Source organism: Paracoccus albus (assembly GCF_027913035.1).
Lineage (GTDB): Bacteria > Pseudomonadota > Alphaproteobacteria > Rhodobacterales > Rhodobacteraceae > Paracoccus > Paracoccus albus.
Genome location: NZ_CP115775.1, coordinates 1,459,222 through 1,481,970, shown reverse-complemented (window position 1 = coordinate 1,481,970; position 22,749 = coordinate 1,459,222). Strand labels below are relative to the sequence as shown.

Sequence of the window (22,749 nt, the reverse complement as noted above, 5' to 3'; positions counted from 1 at the left end):
AAACGATGAACGAACCGGGTCTCTACCTTGCAAAAATGCGCGAAACCGCGCCGCTTGTGCAGAACATCACCAATTACGTGGCGATGAATGTCATGGCCAATGTGATGCTGGCGGCAGGTGCCTCGCCCGCGATGGCGCATGCGGAAGACGAGATGGAGGAGTTTGCCACTTTCGTGTCTTCGCTGACGATCAATATCGGCACCTCCTCGGGGCCGTGGGTACGTTCGATGCTGATGGCGGCCAAGGCTGTGGCGGCTGCGGGCAAGCCTTGGGTTCTGGACCCGGTCGCCGTTGGTGCGACATCTTTCCGCCGCGATCAGGGGGCGAAGCTGCTGGCCCTGCGCCCGGATGTCATTCGCGGAAATGCCTCGGAAATTCTGGCTCTGTCGGGTGCGCAGGCGGCGGGCAAGGGCGCCGATGCCGCTGACGAGGTCGCGGCGGCAGAGGCGGCGGCACGGACTCTCTCACGGGATCACGGGATCGTCGTTGCCGTGACCGGGCCGGTGGACTTTGTCACCGACGGATCGCGCGCGGTTCGGGTGGCCAATGGTCATGAGATGATGCCGCGCATCACCGCGCTTGGCTGCTCGCTGACCGGCATTGTAGGCGCCTTCATCGCCGGACAGCCTGCGTTCGATGGCACGGTCACGGCGCTGTCCTATTTCGGACAGGCCGGAGAGGTGGCAGGACGCAGCGCCGCAGGGCCTGCCTCTTTCCAGACGGCATTCATAGACGCGCTGTACCAATTGCAGCCCGAGGATGTGACGCGGGGCGCGAGGATCACGGCGGCATGATCCCGCCCATCTGTTTTATCACCGACGCGGATGCGCCGCGCCCGATTGTCGAACAGGCAATTGCGGCCGCTCGCGGCGGGGTCGGCCTGATCCAGCTGCGTCACAAGACACTGCCGGATGCCGAATTTGCTGAAATCGCGCGTCGCCTGATGGCAGTCCTGCCAGAGCACGGTGCGATGCTTGCGATAAATGACCGGATTGAGGTGGCGCAGGCGGTTGCTGCCCCGGCCCTTCACATAGGTCAGGGCGATGGCGATCCCGCGCGGATCAGGAAACGGATCGGGCCGGATGTGCTGCTTGGCCTGTCTGTCGAAGATGCAGGCCAGCTTGCGGCTGTGCCCAAGGGCGTGGATTACCTTGGCGTCGGCCCTGTGCGTGCGACCGCCTCGAAACCTGACCATGCCCCGCCGATCGGGTTGGACGGGCTGGCCAGGATTGTCGGGCAGAGCAAGTTGCCCTGCATTGCAATCGGGCGGCTCGTTCAAGGCGATATTCCAGACCTCAAGGCCCTCGGCGCGGCAGGCATCGCCGTCGTGTCCGCCATTTCCCGCGCGGAAGATATGGAAGCAGCGGCAAGGGGCCTCGTTCAGGCATGGGGGCGGGCATGATCCCCAATATCCTGACAATCGCTGGCTCCGACTGCTCTGGCGGGGCAGGGATACAGGCGGACATCAAGGCAATCTCGGCGAATGGTGGTTATGCGATGAGTGTGATCACTGCGCTGACGGCGCAGAACACCAAGGGTGTTCACGCCGTTCACCTGATCCCGGTCGAGATGATTGCGGCGCAAATCGCTGCGATACGCGATGACATTGCGGTCCACGCTGTGAAGATCGGGATGCTCGGCACGGCCGGGATCATCGACTGCGTATGCGAAGGGCTGCTCGGGCTGGATTGTCCTATCGTTCTGGACCCGGTGATGGTTGCCAAGGGCGGTGACAGGCTGTTGGCAAGCGATGCGGTATCGGCGCTGCGCGACCGGCTGCTGCCGCGCGTCGATCTGATCACCCCAAACCTGCCGGAAGCCGCAGATCTTCTGGGCGCGCCGGAGGCCACTGATCGTGATCAGATGGAAGGGCAGGCCGGCGCTTTGCTGGCACTTGGCCCGGCTGCCGTACTGCTGAAAGGCGGGCATCTGGGCGGCGATGAAAGCCCTGACCTGCTGGCGACATCAGACGGTCATGAGTGGTTAACGGCACAGCGTTCGCGAACGCAAAACACGCATGGAACAGGCTGCACCCTATCAGCAGCACTCGCCACATTTCTGGGCCGCGGTTTGTCAGTGTCAGAGGCGGTCAGGCAGGCCAAAAGCTATATCTCAGGCGCGATAGGTGCCGCAGACCGGCTTTCGGTCGGCAGCGGTCACGGCCCGGTCCATCATTTCTACGCCGCAGAAGGAACAAAGCGATGAAATTCACCGAACAACTCACCCAAGACACAGCAGATCTTCGTCGCCAGATCCTCGATATGCCCTTCAACCGGCAGCTTGCAGCCGGTACCCTGCCGTCCGAGGTGTTTCGCGGCTACATCATTCAGGACGCGCATTATCTTGAAGGTTTTGCCCGCGCGCTGACTCTGGTGGCTTCAAAGGCCCCGAACCCACAGGCTATCGCCCAGCTTGCAGGTTCCGCCACCAATGCCGCCGCGGTGGAACGTTTGCTGCACGGACACTACATGGGGCTGTACGGCGTCACCGATGAGCATTTTCGGCAGGCCGGCACATCGGCGGCCTGCGATCACTACGTCGCGCATCTGATCCGCTGTTGTGCCATCGGCGATTTCGCGGAAGGGCTGGCTGCCGTGCTTCCATGCTTCTGGATCTATCACGATGTGGGTCACGCCATCGCGGCAGAGGCAGCACCCGGTAATCCTTATGCCGAATGGATCGCGACCTATTCGGGCGAGGAGTTCACCGAAAGCGTGAACCGGATGCTGGCACTGACCGACAGTATCGGCGCTGCAATCGACGACGCCGGACGGGACAGAATGCGCCGGGTCTTCGCGCGAAGCTGCTGGCACGAATGGCGTTTCTGGGACAGCGCCTATCACCGGCAGGACTGGCTGATGCCGCAGGCAGAGTTGATTCCGGCTGAATAGCGACGGACCACAATCCGCGTGATCTGCTTATCTGATGATCGACAGCCCAGGCGGGCGGTTACGTTGACGTTCAGGCAGCGGCTTTACTTTTGGGCAGCGGCAGAGAACGGCTTTTACGATCGAAGCTGGAAGGCTATTCCGTGATCCGCCGCGTCCCGATCGCGTATTAGGCATGTTTGGGATTTTCCTTTTTCGAGCCCGCTGCGGCGTGTAGTTAATTAACCCAGAAAGCGGGCTGGAGAACTGGCCTTGTATCCGGGGGCAGTTATGGCGGCGCGGAATATCATCGGCATTGATGTCGGAACGACCACTGTCAAGGCGGCGGTCATCGCGCCCGATGGGCAGGTGTTGGACAGGTTTGCGCAATCCTATGCGACGCATCGCTCCGGCCCGAACCATGTAGAGCAATCGCCCGACGACTGGATGCGGCTTGTTTCTCAGGCACTGGATCACTTCGCCGGGTATGAGGTTGCGGCGATTGGTATGTGCAGTCAGGTCAACACGCATGTTTTCGTCTGTGCATCGGGCGAGGCATTGCGTCCCGCGATCCTTTGGCAGGATGGCAGGGCCGGCAAGGTGGCTGGCGAACTCGATTCCGGTATATCCGACGCGCAGAAAGAAGAGTGGTGGGGTTCGCCCATGCCGATTGATGCCAGCCATGCCATAGCGCGCATGGCATGGGTCGCGCGGCACGAGCCGGAAATATGGGGCAAAACGCGGTATGTCCTGCTGCCCAAGGATTTCTGTATCTGGCGTATGACTGGCGATGTGTCCACTGATCCGATTTCGAATGTCGGGCTGGTTGGCGCTGATATGGGTTATATCGATGGCGTACTGGCGCTTGTTCCGGGGGCGGCTGATCGTGTGGCACCCATTCGTGATGTAACTGGTGTTGCGGGTACGATGGCATCCGGGCCGTTCCGTGGCGTTCCCGTCGTCAATGGCACGATGGACGCCTGGGCCGGTCTGGTCGGTGCAGGTGCGGGACGCGAAGGCGTAGCGGTTTACCTCAGCGGCACAAGCGAGGTCATGGGTATTTCTTCTCGCGCCGTCAGACCCTCGGAAGGCGCTATCGTTTTTCCGGAATATCAGGGCCTTCGTATTCATGCCGGCCCGACGCAATCGGGCGGAGATGCGGTTCAATGGTTCGCCGGTGTAAGCGGCATGACCCTGGCCGAGATGGCAGAGGCGGTCGCGGCCACGCCGCGCAGTCAGGCGACGCCGCTTTTCATGCCCCAGCTGGAGGGAGAGCGTGCCCCGCTTTGGGATGCCGATCTGCGGGCTGGGTTCCTGAATGTGTCGCGCCGGACTGCTCGCGCTGATTTCTGCCGCGCAGTCTATGAAGGCGTGGCACTTTCGGCCCGTCATGCACTGGAGGCCGTGCGCCAATCTGCAGATACAGAGGTCGGGCTGATCCATTGCGGTGGCGGGGGCTTCCGCTCTGCGGCGTGGAACCAGATCCGCGCCGATATCCTGGGCGTTCCACTTAAGACGATAGGTGCGGCAGAGCCGGGGGTGATGGGCGCCGCCATGATTGCCGGGATCGGTTCGGGCCAGTTCGCCGATTTTGCAGATGCCGCGGCTAGGCTTGCGTCGGCGGGGGGGGGAATATCTGCCCGATCCCCGACAGCAGCCATTCTATGACGAACTGTTCGGCATTTATAAAGCAGCGCTGACCATCGCCGGCGGATTGGGCAAGCATCTGTCACAGCTTGCTGCACAAAGGGGCTGACAGGATGGTGTAGCAATTTGCTGCGATTTGACTGATACATGATCCGACAAACGATCCACTCTGCTGACCGACAGGAGGACTCATGATCCAGAAATTCGCCCTGACCGCCGCCGTTCTTGGACTTTGCACAACCGCCGCACTTGCGCAATCGGTTGCCGTGGTCACGCCCTATCTGGCCCAGCCCGGCACTCAGGCCGCGATTGAGGGTTTTGAGGCATCCGCGGCCGAAAAGGGATGGGAGGTCAATGTCGTCGATACCGCAGGTGATGTTGCCGCCGTGATCAGCCGGATCGAGGATGCCGTGACACAGAATGCCGATGCCATCGTAATCGCGGTCGATCCGGCGCAGGTGAATGCGGGGCTATTGGCCGCATCGGACGCGGGAATACCGGTTGTCGGCCTGGATGCGGGGAACGACCCGCTGCTGGTCGCCAATGTCACGTCGAACGGCTATGCGATGGCTGCCGAAACCGCCGTCTACGCGGCCAACCGGATCGGCGGAGAGGGCAACGTTGTCATGTTCGTCTTTGACGCCTTCCCGCCGGTGCAGATCAGGGGTGTCATCGCCGATGCGGTCTTTGGCAATTTTCCCGATATCGAGGTGCTGGATCGTGTGACCCCCGATGTTCAGGACGGTGGCATCGCTGACAGTCGCGCCCAGATGGAAGCTATTTTGGCCGCGAACCCTGAACCCGGCAGCATAAAGGCCGTCTGGGCGGCATGGGACCAGCCCGCCCTTGGCGCTTTGCAGGCCATTGAGGATGCGGGTCGTGGCGACGAAGGCATCGTGATCACTGGTATCGACGCCAATCCGCAAGCCCGCGATGCCATCGCGCAGGGCGGCAGTTTCGAGGCCTCTGTCGCGCAGGATTTCGCGTCAATGGGTGCCGAGGCCGCAGAAGTCGTTGCCCGCGCGATTGCCGGAGAGGAGCAACTAACCAGCGTGGTTTATGTGCCGACCACATTGATAACCAAGGAAAACGCGGCAGAATAAACGGCTTAGCGGCGCGCGCGCTCATGCAGGATTTGGTCTTTGCCAATATGTCGAAATCCTATGGAGGGGTTCCGGCCCTTTCAGATGTGACCTTGCCTTTGCGGGCGGGGCGCGTTCATGCCCTGATGGGCGAGAACGGGGCGGGGAAATCGACCCTGATCAAGCTGATTGCCGGGGTCATTTCCGCCGACAGCATGAGCGTTGTGATGGATGGCCGCGCGGTATCATTGCGCGATGCCGCAGAGGCCCATGCCGCAGGTTTCCGCATCATCCATCAGGAGCTGAACATCATTCCGCAGCTATCAGTGGCGGAAAACATCATGCTGAATCACAGCTATCCACGCCGCTTCGGCGTCGCGGTCGATTGGCCGACGTTGCGCAAGCGGGCAAGGGCGGCTCTGCTCCGGCTGGGCGCGGATCACATCGACGTAAGTGCCTATGCGGGTGATCTTCCGGTTGGTGACCGGATGCTGATGAAGATCGCGGCGGCTCTTGTTGCAGATGGCCCGGCCCCGGTCCTTTACGTTCTGGATGAGCCGACCGCGGCGCTGACTGGAACGGAATCCGAAATGCTGTTCGATGTGATCGGACGGCTGAAGGCGGAAGGTGCGGCGGTGCTGTATGTCTCTCACCGTTTGGATGAGGTGATGCGGATTGCCGATGAGGTGACTGTTCTGCGCAATGGACGGCATGTTTCGACGCGTCCGGTCGGCGATACCTCCAAGGGCCGCATCATCGAAGAGATGACCGGGCGCGAGGTATCAGATGTGTATCCCGCGCGTCGTGGGAAGATCGGCGAGACCCCTTTGCTGCAACTTCGCGATGTTGCCGCGGAAGAGTTGACAGGCATTACGGTTGACCTGCATCCCGGTGAGGTTTTGGGTGTCACCGGGTTAGCCGAGGCGGGGCAGGGCAGGCTTTTGCAACTGCTCCTCGGCAAAAGCAGCATCACGGCCGGACAGGCGAGTTTCGATGGCATGCCACTTCCGCGATCCCCCTTCGCCGCATGGAAACGCGGCGTCGCCTATATCCCACGCGAAAGACGATCCGAAGCGCTGATGCTGAATATGCCGATCCGGTCGAATGTGGTTCTGCCCTATCTTTCCAGGTTCGGCCCGGTCGCCCGTAAGGGGGGCGAACGGCGTGAAACGCAAAGGCTGGCGCAGGATGTGCGCCTGAAATACAGCGGCACCGAACAGCCCGTCGGGCAGTTGTCGGGCGGCAATCAGCAAAAAGTGGTTTTTGCCCGTGCTCTGATGGGCGATCCCCGCCTGCTGCTGCTGGACGATCCGACGCGCGGCGTGGATGTGGGTGCCAAACATGAGATCTATGAACTGGTCCGCGAACTCGCGGCAACGGGCTGCGCCGTCATGCTGACCTCGACCGACCTGCAAGAGGTGATCGGCATGTGCGACCGCATTCTTGTTCTGCAAGATGGCCGGCAAACACATCTGCTGGATGGCGACGCGCTGACGCCTGCGACACTTCTTGCGCATTTCTATGACACAACGGACCAGAGGGCCGCGACATGACCAAGACCCTGCGCCAGTCCGGCACGCTGATCGGTTTTGCGCTGATCATCCTGTTCTTCGCATGGCAACTGCCGGACACGTTTCTGACGGCGCGAAACCTGATGAATATCGGCCAGCAGGTCTCGATGCTGGCGGTGGTGGCGGCGACGATGACCATCGTCATGGTTATGAACGATTTCGACTTGTCGGTCGGCTCGATGGCCAGTCTTGCCGGAATCGTGGCGGCGGTGCTGTTTACCCTGGGTTATCCGGTCTGGGCCGGGATTGGCGCCGCGCTTCTGGTGGGTTTGCTGGGCGGACTGGTCAACGGCGTGCTGGTATCGGTGATCGGCATCCTGCCCTTCGTGGCGACGCTTGGGACGCTGACTGTCTTTTCGGGGCTCGCCTTTCGGTTGTCGGACGGCAAGACGATCTTTGGCCGCGACATTCCCGCCGGTTTTTCCGGGTTTGCCCGTGGCGGCTTGCAGATGGGTGATCTGAAAGTTCCCTTCCTGTCGCTGACGGCTGCGGCGGTGATACTCGCTAGCTGGTTCCTGCTTGAACATACCAGCTTCGGTCGCCGCCTTTACGCCATCGGCGGCAATCGAGAGGCGGCGCATCTGGCCGGTGTCCGTGTCGTGCGCCTGCGTCTTCTGGCGTTCGCGCTGACCGGTCTGGGCGCGGCGGGCGCGGGGCTGATGTATGCCTCACGCGTTGCCTCTGCCAATCCGACGCAGGGGTCGGGGCTGATGCTGGATGCCATCGCTGCCGTTTTCCTTGGTATGACCATGAGCCGGCAGAGCGAGCCGCGCGTGTTTTATACACTCTTGGGTGTGCTGATGCTGGGCATCCTCGACAACGGGCTGACGCAGTTAAAGGTGGACAGCTATGTGCGGGAAATCCTTGTCGGTGTGATTGTAATCGCGGCGGTATCTGTGGCGACCCTGTCGCGCCGGCGCAGCTAGGCGTCGTTTCCACCGGTCGCGGCGGGGCCGGTCTGATCCACAAGGAAATGTGCCCCGAACGGGACCGCGATGGCACCGATGGTGCGGGCGGCGCGGCCAAGCGTGCCTTCCATGATGCGCGGCTGGCTCATCCCGGAGAAATCGAAACCGGGCAAAGCGGCTTCGATCCGTTGGGCCAGATCGGCGCGGATATGCGATGGCATCCAGCCGTCGATCACCACGGCGTCCAGATCCAGCAAGGCGCAGCTTGCAGCCACCGCATGGGCCGCACTTGCCGATGCCTGATCAAGCCAGCGATCCAGCAGAGGGGCAGGGATGTCGTCAAAGCTTTCCTCGGTGATGATCCGGCCATCCTTCAGCCAATGCTCCATCACGCTGATCGAGGCCAGTTCGATCAGCTGCCTCGGCCGGCCCTCCCACCCGATGGGCATGGAGCCGATGGCGCCCGCATTGCCGGTCGGCCCGTCATACAGCCTGTTATCAAGCACCAACCCGCCGCCGATGAAATAACCGAAATAGAGGTGCAGGAAGTCTGAAGGAAGTTCGCCTTTACCGAACATAAGCTCTGCCCCGCAGGCGGCAGTTGCGTCGTTTCGGGTATAAACCGGCAGGCCGGATCGGGCTGCGATACGTTCGGCCAATTGCAGGTCGCGCCACCCCTCCATATGCGCGTCTGACATGCCGATCAGCGAACCCCAGTTCCACATCTCAGACGGGATGGCGATGCCGATGCCGCTTGCGCGGCGGCCATTCGGCGTGTCCATGATCTGGGCCACGGACTGCAGCACGAAATCCGCGACTGGTTCGGGTTCGGGTTGGGCATAGGTCTGCGGAAAAGCCTCGCGGACATTGCCCTTCATGTCGCCCAGGACGACCTCTGTGCTGCGGCGGCCCACCTTGACGCCTATGAAGAAAGCGCCGTCGGGGTTCAACTCGAACGGGATCGAGGGTTGGCCGACGCGACCGCGTATCGGATCACCACCGATAATCAGCCCCTCAGCCTCCAGCTTGCGGATGATGACGGATACGCCTTGCGGCGACAGCCCCGTTTGCGCCGCGATTTCCGCGCGCGACATCACACCGAAGCGATGCAGCAGCGTGATCACCAGCCGCTCGTTTCCGGCCCGCATACTGGTCTTGTTGTTGCCCTTGAACAGTGGCGTTGCCGAATCGGGCAATGTGACCCCTCCATCCCGTCTCCCTGTCTTCGTAGTTAAGCCAAGTTCCGAATAAATCAACTGAAATGATTTATTGACAGTGGATCAATCTGGCTTCATCGTGAAGGCCGCATATCCATGGGAGGATCACATGCGCTTTAACACCAAACTCGCTTTGCTCGCCGGTGCGGCTGCCCTGTCCTTCGGTGGCGCGGCCTCTGCGCAGGACACCGTCGGCGCTTGCCTGATTACGAAAACAGATACCAACCCGTTCTTCGCCAAGATGAAGGAAGGCGCCATTGCCGCTGCCGAGGAAAACGGGATCGAATTGTCGACCTATGCCGGCAAGATCGACGGCGATGTGGAGACGCAGGTTGCCGCGATCGAGACCTGCATGGCCTCTGGCGCGAAGGGCATCCTGATTACGCCATCCGACAGTCGTGCACTGGCCCCGGCCATCGAGCAGGCCCGGGATGCCGGTGCCCTTGTCATCGCGCTTGATACCCCGTTCGAGCCGGCGGAAACCGCCGATGCGACCTTCGCCACCGATAACTTCAAGGCGGGTGAGTTGATCGGTCAGTGGGCTGCCGCGACGCTGGGTGACGAGGCCGAAAATGCCAAAATCGCGTTCCTTGACCTGAACCCGTCGCAAGTCTCTGTCGACTATCTGCGCAACCAGGGTTTCATGCAGGGCTTCGGCATCGACATCAAGGAACCGACCCGTATAGGTGACGAAGACGATCCGCGCATCGTTGGCCATGATGTGACCGACGGTAACGAAGATGGCGGTCGCACCGCGATGGAAAACCTGTTGCAGCAGGACCCCGAGATCAACGTCGTCTATACCATCAACGAACCCGCCGCTGCCGGTGCCTATGAGGCGTTGAACGCGATGGGCGTCAGCGAACAGGCGACAATCGTGTCGATCGACGGCGGCTGTCCCGGCGTTCAGAACGTCAAGGATGGTATTATCGGCGCGACCTCGATGCAGTTCCCGCTGCTGATGGCGTCAGAGGGTATCGGCGCGATCAAAGCCTTCGCCGACAGCGGAGAAAAGCCGGAAAATTCGGAAGGGCTTGATTTCTTCAACACCGGCGTCACGCTGGTGACTGACAACCCGGTCGACGGGATCGAGTCGATCACCTCTGACGAAGCATTGGAGCAGTGCTGGGGCTGACCAGCTTCGCCTGAAGGACCGGCCGGCGGCATCGTGTCGCCGGCCTCATCACACCGGCCTTGGGGGGAGATACCGCGGTGACGGATACAGAACAGACGCCCCGAAAGCGTCAGGACTATGAAAACACGCTGGAGCAGAGCGATACGCGTGTCGCCAGTTTCGAGGGCCGCCATACCGGCTTCGTGGACCGGGCGCAGCATTTCCTGCATGGCAACCCAACCATGGTGCCGGTCATCGTGCTGATGCTGTCGCTGGTGATTTTCGGACTTATCGCCAATAACTTCTTCTCTGCATTTAATCTGTCGCTTATCATGCAGCAGGTCTCTATCATCGGGATGCTGGCGGCGGCGCAGTCGCTGGTCATCATCACCGCGGGGATTGACCTGTCAGTGGCTGCCATCATGGTGCTGTGTTCGGTGATTGCGGGCAAGCTGGCGGTTGAGATGGGGGTGCCGTCGGTGATCGCGCTGCCCATGTCCTTCGTTCTGGGCGCGGCCTGCGGCTGGCTGAACGGCCTTCTGGTTACGCGGGTCAAGCTGCCGCCTTTTATCACGACGCTTGGCACCTGGAACGTGTTCTACGCGCTGATCCTGTATTTCTCTGGCGCGCAATCCATTCGGGGTGCGGATATCGACGCCAATGCATCTTTCCTGAAATTCTTCGGCAACTCCATCCCGATCGGCGGGGCGCAGATCACCTATGGCTCGATCCTGATGATCATTATCTTCATCGTGCTGTGGTTCATGCTGAACAAGACGGCATGGGGTCGCCATGTCTATGCCGTGGGCGACGATAAAGAGGCGGCGGAACTGGCGGGTATCCAGACCGACAAGGTTCTGCGTTCGGTCTATCTTACGGCAGGCCTGATCTGCGCCATCGCCGGTTGGGCATCCATCGGGCGTGTCGGCTCTATCTCTCCGCAGAGTTTTTATGAGGGCAACCTGCAATCCATTACCGCTGTCGTGATCGGTGGGATCTCTTTGTTCGGTGGGCGCGGCTCGATCATGGGGGCGCTGTTCGGGGCGCTGATTGTCGGCGTTTTCCAGTCGGGCCTGCGTCTGGCGGGTGTCGACGTGCTGTGGCAGGTCTTTGCGACCGGCTGGCTTATCATTCTCGCGGTCGCGATTGACCAATGGATCAGAAAGGTTTCGGCATGAGCTCCCCTGTTCTGAAGGCACGCGGGCTGGTCAAACGCTATGGCCGTGTCACGGCACTGGATCACGCGGATTTCGATTTGTATCCGGGCGAAATTCTGGCGGTGATCGGCGACAATGGCGCGGGCAAGTCCAGCTTAATCAAAGCGATTTCCGGCGCGGTTCAGCCCGATGAGGGCGTGATCGAGCTGGACGGAAAGCCCGTTCATTTCAACTCTCCGATGGATGGACGCAAGGCCGGGATCGAAACGGTTTACCAGAACCTTGCCTTGTCGCCTGCCTTGTCCATCGCGGACAATATGTTCATGGGGCGTGAAATACGGAAGGACGGCTTCGCCGGTAAATGGCTGCGTCAGCTGGATCAGGCGCAGATGCGCAAGATCGCGCGGGACAAGCTGTCCGAACTGGGGCTGATGACCATCCAGAATATCGACCAGCCGGTTGAAACTCTGTCAGGCGGTCAGCGGCAGGGCGTGGCAGTTGCCCGCGCTGCGGCCTTCGGTTCCAAGGTTGTCGTGCTGGATGAGCCGACAGCGGCGCTTGGTGTCAAGGAAAGCCGCAAGGTGCTGGAACTGATCCTTGACGTGAAATCGCGCGGCCTTCCCATCGTGCTGATTTCCCATAACATGCCGCACGTGTTCGAGGTTGCGGATCGCATCCATGTGCACCGGCTGGGCCGGCGTCATGCGGTGATCCGGCCTGACGACTACACCATGTCCGACGCGGTTGCCTTCATGACCGGCGCCAAGGAACCGCCGCCAGAGGCTGCATGAGCGAACGCACTGATCGCGCCGGGCTGCTGTCGTGGCTCGGCGCGTTGCCATCAGAAAAACGCCGGATCGTGGCGATTGCCGGTGCGCCTGCATCGGGCAAGAGCACCTTGGCAGAATGGCTAAACCAAAACCTGTCCGCATCGGCAATCTTGCCGATGGATGGCTTCCACTATGACGATGCCGTACTAGATGCGTGGGGCTTGCGGCAACGCAAAGGCGCGCCCCCGACATTCGACGTGGATGGGCTGGGACATATGCTGTCCCGGCTGGTCGCGAATGACGGGCGCGACGTTGCCGTTCCCGTGTTCGACCGCAAGCTGGAGATTTCCCGTGCCGGTGCACGCATCATCGGGCCTGACGTCCGGCTGATCCTGTGTGAGGGAAACTATCTGTTGCTGGATGATCCGGCATGGCGGCCGCTGTCGCAGCATTTCGACCTGACCGTCATGGTCGAAGGTGATCTGGCCGAGATCGAGGCCCGTCTGCAGCAACGCTGGCTCGGACAGCCGGATGGGCCAGAGAAGGTCCGGCTGAACGATCTACCCAATGCGCGGCTTGTCATTCAAAACAGCCTGCCAGCCGATGTGATCCTCAGCAACCGCTGAAGCTTCAGCCAAAATTTCTGCACTGCCGCTTTTTCGGTCGATTTGCGCTGCTTTGCAGCATGCTGAAATTAAAGCGCTTCACTCAGGAATTTTACCAATTGATAAAATTCTGACCTGTGTCATCCTGCAATCAGCCACCGCTTATATCGGGAGCCGATTGTGACAAACTCACCCCTTACCCCCGGACTTGCCGCCGCGCGTCTGCCTGCCGAGGCGATTGCCGCAGGTTTTTCGGACCACGAACCCCCATTCGATCCGCATGAGGCATCGGTCGCGGCGGATCGCTGTTATTTCTGCTTCGACGCGCCTTGTGTCGAAGCTTGTCCGACCGAAATCGACATTCCGCTGTTCATCCGACAGATCGCGACAGGGACGCCGGAAGCCGCGGCGGAAACCATCCTGTCGCAGAACATCCTTGGCGGGATGTGCGCACGCGTTTGCCCCACGGAAACCCTGTGCGAAGGGTCCTGCGTGCGGGAAACGGCAGAGGGCAAGCCGGTCGAGATCGGGCGGTTGCAGCGTTATGCCACCGATGTGGCGATGCGCGAAGCGCAGCCGTTCAGCCGCGCGGCCGTGACGGGCAAGCGGGTCGCCGTTGTGGGGGCCGGGCCTGCGGGTCTGGCCTGTGCGCATCGTCTGGCGATGCACGGTCATGACGTCACCGTGTTCGAGGCGCGACCCAAGCCGGGCGGGCTGAACGAATTTGGCATTGCTGCATATAAATCCACCGAACAGTTCGCGCAGCGAGAGGTGGATTGGCTGCTATCCATCGGCGGGATCACGCTGGAATGCGGCAAGGCGCTTGGCCGGGATGTTTATCTTGATGCGTTGCACCAGGAATTCGATGCCGTGTTTCTGGGCGTCGGTCTGGGTGCGGTGAATGATCCGGGACTGGGCGCGACAAATGGCGTCTTGCGCGATGCGGTCGATTTCATCGCAGAACTGCGCCAGACCGAAGATCTGACGACTCTGCCGGTTGGCCGGGATGTCGTCGTGATCGGCGGCGGGATGACAGCGGTTGATGCGGCTGTGCAATCGCGGCTGCTCGGGGCCGAGAATGTGACCATCGTTTATCGGCGCGGGCAGGAGAGGATGTCCGCTTCGCATCACGAACAGGATCACGCGACCGGCAGCGGGGTACGCATACGCACCAACGCAACGCCGGTGGCGCTGCATAAGGGTGATGGCGGGGCAGAGATCGAATTTGCCTATACCGCTGATACCCCCGACGGGCTGAAGCAGCAGGAGGAAACCTTCCGTCTGCGCGCCGATCAGGTTCTTTCAGCAATCGGGCAGCGGCTGGACGGTCTGCCTGACGGGCTGGCGGTGACAGGCGGCAAGATTGCCGTGACCGGGGCGGGGCGCAGCTCTGTCTCTGGTATATGGGCAGGCGGGGACTGCACCGCAGAGGGGGAGGACCTGACCGTCAGCGCAGTCGCTCAGGGCCGTGACGCGGCAGAGGATATTCACACTTATCTGATGGGGGAAAACAATGGCTGATCTGCGGTCTGATTTCGTCGGGATCAAATCCCCGAACCCGTTCTGGCTGGCCTCGGCCCCGCCGACCGACAAGGAATATAACGTTCGCCGCGCCTACGAGGCCGGCTGGGGCGGGGTCGTCTGGAAGACACTTGGCGCCGAGGGCCCGCCCGTTGTCAACGTCAATGGCCCGCGCTATGGCGTGATCCACGGTGCTGATCGGCGCGTGCTTGGCCTCAACAATATCGAACTGATCACCGACCGCCCGCTGGAGGTGAATCTGCGAGAGATCAAGCAGGTCAAGCGCGACTATCCCGACCGGGCGCTTGTCATCAGCCTGATGGTGCCGTGCGAGGAGGAAAGCTGGAAGGCCATTCTTGCCGCGATTGAGGATACGGGCGCGGACGGGGTGGAGCTGAACTTCGGCTGCCCCCACGGGATGAGCGAGCGTGGCATGGGCTCTGCCGTAGGCCAGGTGCCGGAATATATCGAAATGGTGACGCGGTGGGTCAAGCAATACAGCCGCATGCCCTGTATCGTGAAGCTGACGCCCAACATCGCCGATATCCGCAAACCGGCAGAGGCGGCGAAGCGCGGCGGCGCGGATGCGGTCAGTCTGATCAACACGATCAACTCCATCACGTCGGTCGATCTGGATCTGTTCGCGCCGGAACCGACGATTGATGGCAAGGGTGCGCATGGCGGCTATTGTGGCCCGGCGGTGAAACCGATTGCGCTGAACATGGTGGCTGAGATCGCCCGTTCGGCCGAGACCCGCGGGCTGCCGATCAGTGGCATCGGCGGTGTGACGACATGGCGCGATGCCGCAGAGTTCATGGCGCTCGGCGCGGGCAATGTGCAGGTGTGCACGGCGGCCATGACCTATGGTTTCAAGGTCGTGCAGGAGATGATCTCGGGTCTCGGCCAGTATCTGGATGAGAAAGACATCGCATTGTCAGACCTGATCGGTCGTGCCGTGCCGAATGTCACCGACTGGCAATATCTGAACCTGAATTATGTGACCAAGGCGCAGATCAATCAGGATGAGTGCATCAGATGCGGGCGCTGCTATGCGGCTTGCGAGGATACGAGCCATCAGGCCATCGCCATGCTGCCGGGCCGCGTGTTTGAGGTGAAGGATGACGAATGCGTCGCCTGCAACCTTTGCGTCGATGTCTGCCCGGTGGAGGATTGCATCACAATGCGCGAATTGCCTTTGGGAGAGGTCGATCCCCGCACAGGGCAGGAGGTCACGGAATTCGGCAACTGGACGACGCATCCCAACAACCCGATGGCCAAGGCCGCTGAATGAGGCTGATGCCGCAATCAGGGGGTCAGCATTCGCCGGTACAATGTTTCGGTAAAGCGCATCCCTTCGTCCACAGGGTCGCGGTCGGGCCCCAGCACCGCCGTCACCTGCGGTGCGAAATCGGCGTAATGCTGGGTCAGCGCCCAGATGGAGAAGATGAGGTGATAGGGATCCGAAGGTGCCAGCCGCCCGGCATCCATCCACCCTTGGATCAACGCCGCCTTTTCATCGACAAGCTGACGCAGCGGCCCCTGCAGCACATCGCCGATATGGGGCGCACCGCGCAGAACCTCGCCCGCGAACAGGCGGCTTTCGCGGGCATGGCTGCGGCTCATCAGCAATTTGCTGCGAATATAGCTGAGCATTTCCGCGACCGGCTCTCCATCCGGGTCGATGGCGCGAAGCGGATCAAGCCAATGTTCAAGCTGCGAGGCCAGAAGCTCGACATAGACCGCCTCTTTCGAGGGGAAGTAATACAGCAGGTTCGGCTTGGACAGCTTCGCCGCCGCGGCAATCTGATCCAGCGTGGCGCCGCGGAATCCCTCTGCCGCAAAAACACTCAACGCGGCACTCAGGATCGCTTGTGTATTGCGTTTTCTGATGCGGGTTTGCGGCGGGGCGTCGGTCATCGGGCCAGAAATGTTGACAAGTGTATGGGCGCAGTTAGCGTAAAAGAACGGGCAAGGTCAAAGCTTTGCCGGATGGACGAAAAACAGGGGTGAGCGCATGGAAGGCGACAATATCAGAATCGACGGGGCGCGCCTGTGGGACAGCCTGATGGAGATGGCAAAGATCGGCCCCGGAGTTGCGGGCGGCAACAACCGCCAGACCCTGACCGATGAAGATGCCGAAGGTCGTCGCCTGTTCCAGAGCTGGTGCGAAGATGCGGGCATGACCATGCAGGTCGACCGTATGGGCAATATGTTCATGCGCCATGAGGGCACCGACCCCGACGCCGATCCGGTCTATATCGGCAGCCATCTGGATACCCAGCCAACGGGCGGGAAATATGACGGCGTTCTGGGCGTGCTTTCGGGGCTGGAGGTGATCCGCGCCATCCGCGACATGGGCATCAAAACCCGCCGACCCATCGTCGTGACCAACTGGACGAATGAGGAAGGCACCCGTTTCGCCCCCGCCATGCTGGCCTCGGGCGTCTATGCCGGTGTGCATGACGAAGATTTCGCCAATAGCCGCGAGGATGCGGATGGCAAGCGCTTCGGAGATGAACTCGACCGCATCGGCTGGCGCGGTGAAGAGCCCGTCGGAGGCCGTCCGATGCATGCGATGTTCGAATATCACATCGAACAGGGCCCTATTCTGGAGGCCGAGAACAAGCAGATCGGCGTCGTAACCCACGGGCAGGGGCTGTGGTGGTTGCAGGTGACGCTGACCGGCAAGGATGCGCATACCGGATCGACGCCCATGAACATGCGGGTGAATGCGGGCCTCGGCATGGCGCGGATCATTGACGCTGTGCACAGGATTGCGATGGACCACCAGCCCGATGCCGTGGGCGCGGTCGGTCAGGCGAATGTCTATCCAAACAGCCGCAACGTGATCCCTGGCAAGGCAGTGTTCACCATCGACTTCCGTTCTCCGCAACTGGAAAAGCTGAACGCCATGCGGGCGCGGCTGGAGGATGAAGCGCCCAAGATCGCAGCCGATCTCGGCCTCGGCATAGAGATCGAGCCGGTCGGTCATTTCGATCCGGTGACTTTCGATGAGGGCTTGGTGAAAACAGTACGCGATGCAGCGGAAAGCCTAGGTTATTCGCATCTGGATATCGTCAGCGGTGCCGGCCACGACGCCTGCTGGATCAACCGCGTCGCGCCCACGGTAATGATCATGTGCCCCTGCGTGGACGGGCTATCGCATAACGAGGCCGAGGAGATCAGTCCGGAATGGGCGAGCGCGGGGGCCGACGTTCTGCTGCATGCGGTGCTGGAAACGGCGGAGGTTGTGAGGTGAGCCTAAGGCGGCCGGGGCTCTGCCCCGGACCCCGAGGTATTTTCACACCAAAGACAGGCAAGCAACAGGGAGGAAGCAAGGGATGAGCACGGTTATCAAAAACGGAACCATCGTCACCGCCGATCTGACCTATAAGGCGGATGTGCTGATCGAGGGCGGCAAGATCGCTGCGATTGGCGAAAAGCTGAGCGGTGACAAGGAACTCGACGCGACGGGCTGCTATGTCATGCCGGGCGGGATCGATCCGCATACGCATCTGGAAATGCCCTTCATGGGCACCTATTCCGCCGATGATTTCGAAAGCGGCACCCGCGCGGCGCTTGCGGGCGGGACGACGATGGTGGTGGATTTCGCGCTGCCCTCTCCGCAGCAGGGGCTGCTGGATGCGTTGCAGATGTGGGATAACAAATCCGGCCGGGCGCATTGTGACTATTCCTATCACATGGCGATCACCTGGTGGGGAGAGCAGGTTTTCAATGAGATGGAAGAGGTGGTGAAGCGCGGCATTACCAGCTTCAAGCATTTCATGGCTTATAAAGGCGCGCTGATGGTGAATGATGATGAGTTGTTTGCCAGCTTCCGCCGGGTTGGCGACCTGGGCGGGATCGCGTTGGTCCATGCCGAGAATGGCGATGTTGTGGCCGAGTTATCTGCCCGACTGCTGGCCGAAGGCAATACCGGCCCCGAGGCGCACGCCTATTCCCGCCCGCCACAGGTTGAGGGGGAGGCCACGAACCGCGCGATCATGGTGGCGGATATGGCCGGCGTGCCGCTATATGTGGTGCATGTCTCTTGCGAGGACAGCCATGAAGCGATCCGCCGTGCGCGCCAGCAGGGCAAGCGCGTCTGGGGGGAGCCGCTGATCCAGCATCTGACGCTGGATGACAGCGAATACCTGAACAAGGACTGGGACCACGCCGCCCGCCGGGTGATGTCTCCGCCGTTCCGGAACAAGCTTCATCAGGACAGCCTCTGGGCCGGGCTGCAATCGGGCAGCCTGTCGGTGGTGGCGACGGATCATTGCGCCTTTACGACCGAACAGAAACGCTATGGAGTCGGCGATTTCACCAAGATCCCGAATGGAACCGGCGGGCTTGAGGACCGGATGCCGATGCTGTGGACGCATGGGGTGAATACCGGGCGGCTGACGCCGAATGAATTCGTCGCCGCGACCTCGACCAACAGCGCGAAGATCCTGAACCTCTATCCGAAGAAAGGCGCGGTTCTGGTCGGCAGCGATGCCGATCTGGTCGTCTGGGACCCTGAGGCTGAAAAGACCATCGGCGCGGACAGCCAGCAATCCGCCATTGATTATAACGTGTTCGAGGGTCAGAAGGTCAAAGGCCTCCCGCGCTATACCCTGACCCGCGGCGTCGTCGTGGTGACCGAGGGCAAAGTGGACAGCCGCGAGGGCCACGGCGAATTCGTCGGTCGCGAACCGCGCGGAACGGTAAACCGCGCCCTGTCGCAATGGAAGGAACTGACCGCGCCAAGGGCGGTGGAACGGTCAGGGATACCGGCGTCGGGGGTCTGATGATGCCACCAATGCTCGGCGTACTGGAGGCCGCGCTTTATGCCGACGACCTGGAGGCTGCACGCGGTTTCTATGGCGACCTGCTCGGGCTGACAGAGCTGACGGCACGAGAAGGTCGGCACATTTTCTTTCGCTGCGAGACGACTGTCGTGCTGGTGTTCCGCCCGGAAGTTACGCGCAAGCCACTGGAACCCGATGCCGTATTGCCGGTGCCATCCCACGGGGCGGACGGGCCGGGCCATTTGTGCTTTTCGGTGCCGATGGACGCGCTTGACGATTGGGTGAACAGGCTGAGCCATGCCGGTGTGGCCATTGAAAGCGATTTTTTCTGGCCGAACGGAGCGCGCTCGATTTACGTTCGCGATCCCGCCGGAAATTCGATTGAATTCGCGTCGCCCAAATTGTGGGAGATACCGGAATGACCGCTGCTGTCGAAACCGGCCCGGTGATCGAAGCCGATAGCGTTGACCTGACCTTTCAGACCGCCGATGGCCCGGTTCACGCACTGAAAGGCGTCGATCTGACCATCAATCAGGGCGATTTCGTCAGTTTCATCGGGCCTTCTGGCTGCGGAAAGACGACGCTGCTGCGCACGATCGCGGCGTTGGAGACGCCGACCGGGGGCAGGCTGAGCGTGAACGGGATGACCCCGGATGAGGCACGGAAGGCGCGGGCCTATGGCTATGTCTTTCAGGCGCCGGGGCTTTATCCTTGGCGAACGATTTCGAAGAATATATCTTTACCACTTGAAATTATGGGATTTTCAAAGGGTGATCGGGCCGAGCGGATCGAGCGTGTGCTGGACCTCGTCGATCTGTCGGGCTTTGGCGGCAAATATCCGTGGCAGCTTTCTGGCGGGATGCAGCAGCGGGCCTCTATTGCGCGTGCGCTGTCTTTTGATGCCGAAATTTTGCTGATGGATGAACCTTTTGGTGCGTTGGACGAAATCGTGCGCGACAAGCTGAATGAGGCGCTGCTGGAACTGTGGGCGCGGACCGGGAAAACCATTGGCTTCGTTACACATTCCATCCCCGAGGCCGTGTATCTGTCCACGAAGATCGTGGTCATGTCGCCGCGTCCGGGGCGGATCACGAAGGTCATTGAAAGCCCCTTGCCGCGCGAGCGTCCGCTGGAAATTCGTGACACGCAGGAGTTTATCGCCGTCGCCCATGAGGTCCGCGAGGGGCTGCGAGAGGGGCATGGCGATGCGTGACCGGACGTGCCGCACAATACGTATATTTCGCGTATATAACCCGTATGTAATGCGTATATACGCAAGTCCTGAACAGGTGAGGGCAGGATGACGCTGGCGCCGGCCCCGATCATACGTCCTGCCCGGCCGGAGGATATGGAGGCTTGCGCCGCCATTCACAGTGATTGGATCGACACGACCGAATGGATGCCGCCGCGCACTCGCTCGACCGAGGAGATGGCGCAAAGCTATCGCGACCGGGCTTTTGTCAAACGCCGCATTCTGGTCGCGGAACTGGGCGAGGCAGTCGCGGGCTATCTGTCGCTGGATGAACCGACCGGGGAGATCACCGCGCTTTTCGTCGGAAAGCGCGGGCAGGGCATAGGCACCGCCCTGATGCAGGAAGCGCAGGACCGCCACGCCCGGCTCTGGCTGGGGACGTTTCAGGTGAACGACGGGGCGCGGCGCTTCTATGCCCGGCGGGGTTTTGCTGAATTGGAGCGAACCGAGGGTGAAAATGAGGAAGGCCTGCCCGATGTCAGGCTGGGCTGGCAGCGCGAGGTTGCCGCATGAACCGCGTACTGCCCGTGCTGACTGTTCTGCTGGCGATCATCCTGATCTGGTATGCGGCGGCATTCCGGCTGAACCTGCCATGGGCCGAGCGTGAATTGGAGCGGGCAGAGGCAGAGCAGAGCTTCTCGGCGCTGTTTCAGAACACGATGGCGCAGGAACGCCCGGTTCTGCCTGCGCCGCATCAGGTTGCGGTCGGGCTTTGGGATGGGCTGGCGGGGCAAAAGATCACCTCGAAGCGCAGTCTGGTCTGGCATGGCTGGGTGACGCTGTCGGCGACTCTGGCTGGTTTTGCCATTGGTACGGCGGCGGGCATTCTGCTGGCGGTGGGGATCGTTCACAGCCGGGCGATGGATCAATCGGTCATGCCCTGGGCGATTGCCAGCCAGACTGTGCCGATCCTTGCCATCGCGCCAATGGTGATTGTCGTCATGGCGAGTATCGGCGTCACCGGGCTGCTGCCCAAGGCGATTATCTCGGCCTGGCTGTCCTTTTTCCCGGTGCTGGTCGGCACGGTGAAGGGGTTGCGGACGCCGGATGCGATGCAGCTTGATCAGATGCGGTCGTGGAATGCCTCTGCCGCGCAGGTGTTCTGGCGGCTGCGGCTGCCGTCTTCGATGCCCTATCTGTTTGCCAGTTTGAAGGTTGCCATCGCTGCCAGTCTTGTCGGCGCGATTGTGGGCGAGTTGCCTGCCGGGGCGAGTGCGGGGTTGGGTGCGCGGCTGCTGTCGGGCAGCTATTACGGGCAGACGGTTCAGATATGGGCGGCGCTGTTCACGGCTGCGGCACTGGCGGCCCTGCTGGTGATCGTCATCGGTTGGATCGAGCGGATTACCCTGCGGCGCATGGGGCTGGAGCGATGACCACGGCGCTTCCGATCATAGCGGTCTGGCTTGGCTCATGGGGGCTGAACGCATGGCTTTCGCGTTTCGATACGCGGCTGACACGTGTTCTGGTGGCGCTGATCTTCGGGGCCTCGCTGATCGTTTTGTGGGAGATGACCGTGCGTGCCTATGACGTGCCCGCCGTGATCCTGCCCGCGCCCAGCCAGATCGCCGCCAGTTTTGCCGAGAATGCGCGCACCCTTTGGATTGATTTCGTCCAGACGATCCTGAAGGGCGCATTGTCGGGCTGGCTGATCGGGGCTGCGGCGGCAATTTGTACCGCAATCGCCATAGACCGCAGCCCGTTCCTGCAACGCGGCTTGCTGCCCATCGGGAATTTCGTGGCAGCCCTGCCGATTGTCGGCATCGCGCCGATCCTTGTGATGTGGTTCGGCTTTGACTGGCAATCCAAGGCGGCGGTCGTTGTCGTCATGGTCTTTTTCCCGATCCTTGTAAACACGATCGCGGGCCTTGCCGCCACTGACGCCCTGCAACGCGACCTGATCGCGACGTGGAGCGCGGGCTATTGGCAGTCGCTGTGGAAGCTGCGCCTGCCCGCCGCGCTGCCCTTTATCTTCAACGGGCTGAAGATCTCGACCACGCTCGCGCTGATCGGCGCTATTGTTGCCGAGTTTTTCGGCAGTCCGACACGCGGCATGGGTTTTCGTATCTCAACCGCGGTCGGGCAGTTGGACATGCCGCTTGTCTGGGCTGAAATCGTGGTGGCGGCCTTGGCCGGGACCGCATTCTACGGAATCGTCGCGCTGATCGAGGCGCGGCTGACCTTCTGGCATCCAAGCCAGCGGAAATAACAAACCGGGGCATCGCACCCCACAAACAGGGAGCTAAAG

The 22,749-nt window shown here is 61.4% G+C and carries 23 protein-coding genes; 21 read left to right on the top strand and 2 right to left on the bottom strand.

The window, feature by feature from the left end:
• Positions 1-5 precede the first annotated feature (5 nt).
• The 8 genes from thiM to PAF20_RS07365 all read left to right on the top strand — a co-directional run bounded on the left by thiM (position 6) and on the right by PAF20_RS07365 (position 8,093).
• Positions 6-794, top strand: coding sequence for a hydroxyethylthiazole kinase (gene thiM, locus PAF20_RS07400; RefSeq protein ID WP_271073064.1), 789 nt, complete (start codon positions 6-8; stop codon positions 792-794).
• Positions 791-1,402 carry a thiamine phosphate synthase gene (gene thiE, locus PAF20_RS07395; RefSeq protein WP_271073063.1) on the top strand — a complete coding sequence of 204 codons (612 nt, stop codon included), beginning with the start codon at positions 791-793 and terminating at the stop codon, positions 1,400-1,402. The genes thiM and thiE overlap by 4 nt, the downstream gene beginning before the upstream one ends.
• A complete protein-coding gene (thiD, locus tag PAF20_RS07390) occupies positions 1,399-2,205 on the top strand; it encodes a bifunctional hydroxymethylpyrimidine kinase/phosphomethylpyrimidine kinase (RefSeq protein WP_271073062.1) in 807 nt (268 codons plus the stop codon). Before thiE ends, thiD begins: the two co-directional genes overlap by 4 nt.
• Positions 2,202-2,891 carry a thiaminase II gene (gene tenA, locus PAF20_RS07385; RefSeq protein ID WP_271073061.1) on the top strand — a complete coding sequence of 230 codons (690 nt, stop codon included), beginning with the start codon at positions 2,202-2,204 and terminating at the stop codon, positions 2,889-2,891. The genes thiD and tenA overlap by 4 nt, the downstream gene beginning before the upstream one ends.
• A 267-nt stretch (positions 2,892-3,158) precedes the next feature.
• Positions 3,159-4,535: a xylulokinase gene (locus tag PAF20_RS07380; protein ID WP_271073060.1), complete on the top strand. Its 1,377-nt coding sequence runs from the start codon at positions 3,159-3,161 to the stop codon at positions 4,533-4,535.
• Between the two features lie 170 nt (positions 4,536-4,705).
• A complete protein-coding gene (locus PAF20_RS07375) occupies positions 4,706-5,617 on the top strand; it encodes a substrate-binding domain-containing protein (protein WP_271073059.1) in 912 nt (303 codons plus the stop codon).
• A gap of 23 nt (positions 5,618-5,640) precedes the next feature.
• Complete coding sequence (locus tag PAF20_RS07370) at positions 5,641-7,149, top strand: sugar ABC transporter ATP-binding protein (protein ID WP_271073058.1); 1,509 nt, start codon at positions 5,641-5,643, stop codon at positions 7,147-7,149.
• Positions 7,146-8,093 (top strand): ABC transporter permease, encoded by a 948-nt coding sequence (locus PAF20_RS07365; protein ID WP_271073057.1) that lies wholly within the window; start codon positions 7,146-7,148, stop codon positions 8,091-8,093. The genes PAF20_RS07370 and PAF20_RS07365 overlap by 4 nt, the downstream gene beginning before the upstream one ends.
• On the opposite strand, the gene PAF20_RS07360 is transcribed toward PAF20_RS07365, so the two are convergent.
• Positions 8,090-9,271, bottom strand: coding sequence for an ROK family transcriptional regulator (locus PAF20_RS07360; protein ID WP_271073056.1), 1,182 nt, complete (start codon positions 9,269-9,271; stop codon positions 8,090-8,092). The genes PAF20_RS07365 and PAF20_RS07360 overlap by 4 nt on opposite strands.
• A gap of 130 nt (positions 9,272-9,401) precedes the next feature.
• On the opposite strand from PAF20_RS07360, the gene PAF20_RS07355 reads away from it, so the two are divergent.
• The 6 genes from PAF20_RS07355 (at position 9,402) to preA (ending at position 15,750) form a co-directional block, all read left to right on the top strand.
• Positions 9,402-10,427, top strand: a complete 1,026-nt coding sequence (locus PAF20_RS07355) for a sugar ABC transporter substrate-binding protein (RefSeq protein WP_271073055.1) — start codon at positions 9,402-9,404, stop codon at positions 10,425-10,427.
• 77 nt (positions 10,428-10,504) lie between these two features.
• Positions 10,505-11,584: an ABC transporter permease gene (locus tag PAF20_RS07350; protein WP_271073054.1), complete on the top strand. Its 1,080-nt coding sequence runs from the start codon at positions 10,505-10,507 to the stop codon at positions 11,582-11,584.
• Complete coding sequence (locus tag PAF20_RS07345) at positions 11,560-12,354, top strand: ATP-binding cassette domain-containing protein (protein ID WP_271073053.1); 795 nt, start codon at positions 11,560-11,562, stop codon at positions 12,352-12,354. Before PAF20_RS07350 ends, PAF20_RS07345 begins: the two co-directional genes overlap by 25 nt.
• Positions 12,351-12,959 carry a nucleoside/nucleotide kinase family protein gene (locus tag PAF20_RS07340; protein ID WP_271073052.1) on the top strand — a complete coding sequence of 203 codons (609 nt, stop codon included), beginning with the start codon at positions 12,351-12,353 and terminating at the stop codon, positions 12,957-12,959. Before PAF20_RS07345 ends, PAF20_RS07340 begins: the two co-directional genes overlap by 4 nt.
• A 159-nt stretch (positions 12,960-13,118) precedes the next feature.
• The gene (locus PAF20_RS07335) at positions 13,119-14,459 is read left to right on the top strand and encodes an NAD(P)-dependent oxidoreductase (RefSeq protein WP_271073051.1); all 1,341 of its coding nucleotides are present in this window, start codon (positions 13,119-13,121) and stop codon (positions 14,457-14,459) included.
• Positions 14,452-15,750, top strand: coding sequence for an NAD-dependent dihydropyrimidine dehydrogenase subunit PreA (gene preA / locus PAF20_RS07330; protein ID WP_271073050.1), 1,299 nt, complete (start codon positions 14,452-14,454; stop codon positions 15,748-15,750). The genes PAF20_RS07335 and preA overlap by 8 nt, the downstream gene beginning before the upstream one ends.
• Before the next feature lie 14 nt (positions 15,751-15,764).
• Here the strand turns inward: preA and PAF20_RS07325 are convergent, their stop codons facing one another.
• Positions 15,765-16,376, bottom strand: a complete 612-nt coding sequence (locus PAF20_RS07325) for a TetR family transcriptional regulator C-terminal domain-containing protein (RefSeq protein ID WP_271073049.1) — start codon at positions 16,374-16,376, stop codon at positions 15,765-15,767.
• A gap of 97 nt (positions 16,377-16,473) precedes the next feature.
• Here PAF20_RS07325 and PAF20_RS07320 point away from each other — a divergent pair, with 97 nt between their 5' ends.
• From PAF20_RS07320 to PAF20_RS07290, 7 genes are all read left to right on the top strand, one after another.
• Positions 16,474-17,718 carry a Zn-dependent hydrolase gene (locus tag PAF20_RS07320; RefSeq protein WP_271073048.1) on the top strand — a complete coding sequence of 415 codons (1,245 nt, stop codon included), beginning with the start codon at positions 16,474-16,476 and terminating at the stop codon, positions 17,716-17,718.
• Between the two features lie 82 nt (positions 17,719-17,800).
• On the top strand, positions 17,801-19,252 hold the full coding sequence (gene hydA, locus PAF20_RS07315) for a dihydropyrimidinase (protein ID WP_271073047.1): 1,452 nt from the start codon (positions 17,801-17,803) through the stop codon (positions 19,250-19,252).
• Positions 19,249-19,674, top strand: coding sequence for a VOC family protein (locus PAF20_RS07310; protein ID WP_271073272.1), 426 nt, complete (start codon positions 19,249-19,251; stop codon positions 19,672-19,674). Before hydA ends, PAF20_RS07310 begins: the two co-directional genes overlap by 4 nt.
• Entirely contained in the window at positions 19,671-20,465 is a 795-nt protein-coding gene (locus PAF20_RS07305; RefSeq protein ID WP_271073046.1) for an ABC transporter ATP-binding protein, read from the top strand. Before PAF20_RS07310 ends, PAF20_RS07305 begins: the two co-directional genes overlap by 4 nt.
• 87 nt (positions 20,466-20,552) lie before the next feature.
• Complete coding sequence (locus tag PAF20_RS07300) at positions 20,553-21,017, top strand: GNAT family N-acetyltransferase (RefSeq protein ID WP_271073045.1); 465 nt, start codon at positions 20,553-20,555, stop codon at positions 21,015-21,017.
• Positions 21,014-21,877 (top strand): ABC transporter permease, encoded by an 864-nt coding sequence (locus PAF20_RS07295; protein WP_271073044.1) that lies wholly within the window; start codon positions 21,014-21,016, stop codon positions 21,875-21,877. The genes PAF20_RS07300 and PAF20_RS07295 overlap by 4 nt, the downstream gene beginning before the upstream one ends.
• Positions 21,874-22,710, top strand: coding sequence for an ABC transporter permease (locus PAF20_RS07290; RefSeq protein WP_271073043.1), 837 nt, complete (start codon positions 21,874-21,876; stop codon positions 22,708-22,710). Before PAF20_RS07295 ends, PAF20_RS07290 begins: the two co-directional genes overlap by 4 nt.
• Positions 22,711-22,749: the final 39 nt, after the last annotated feature.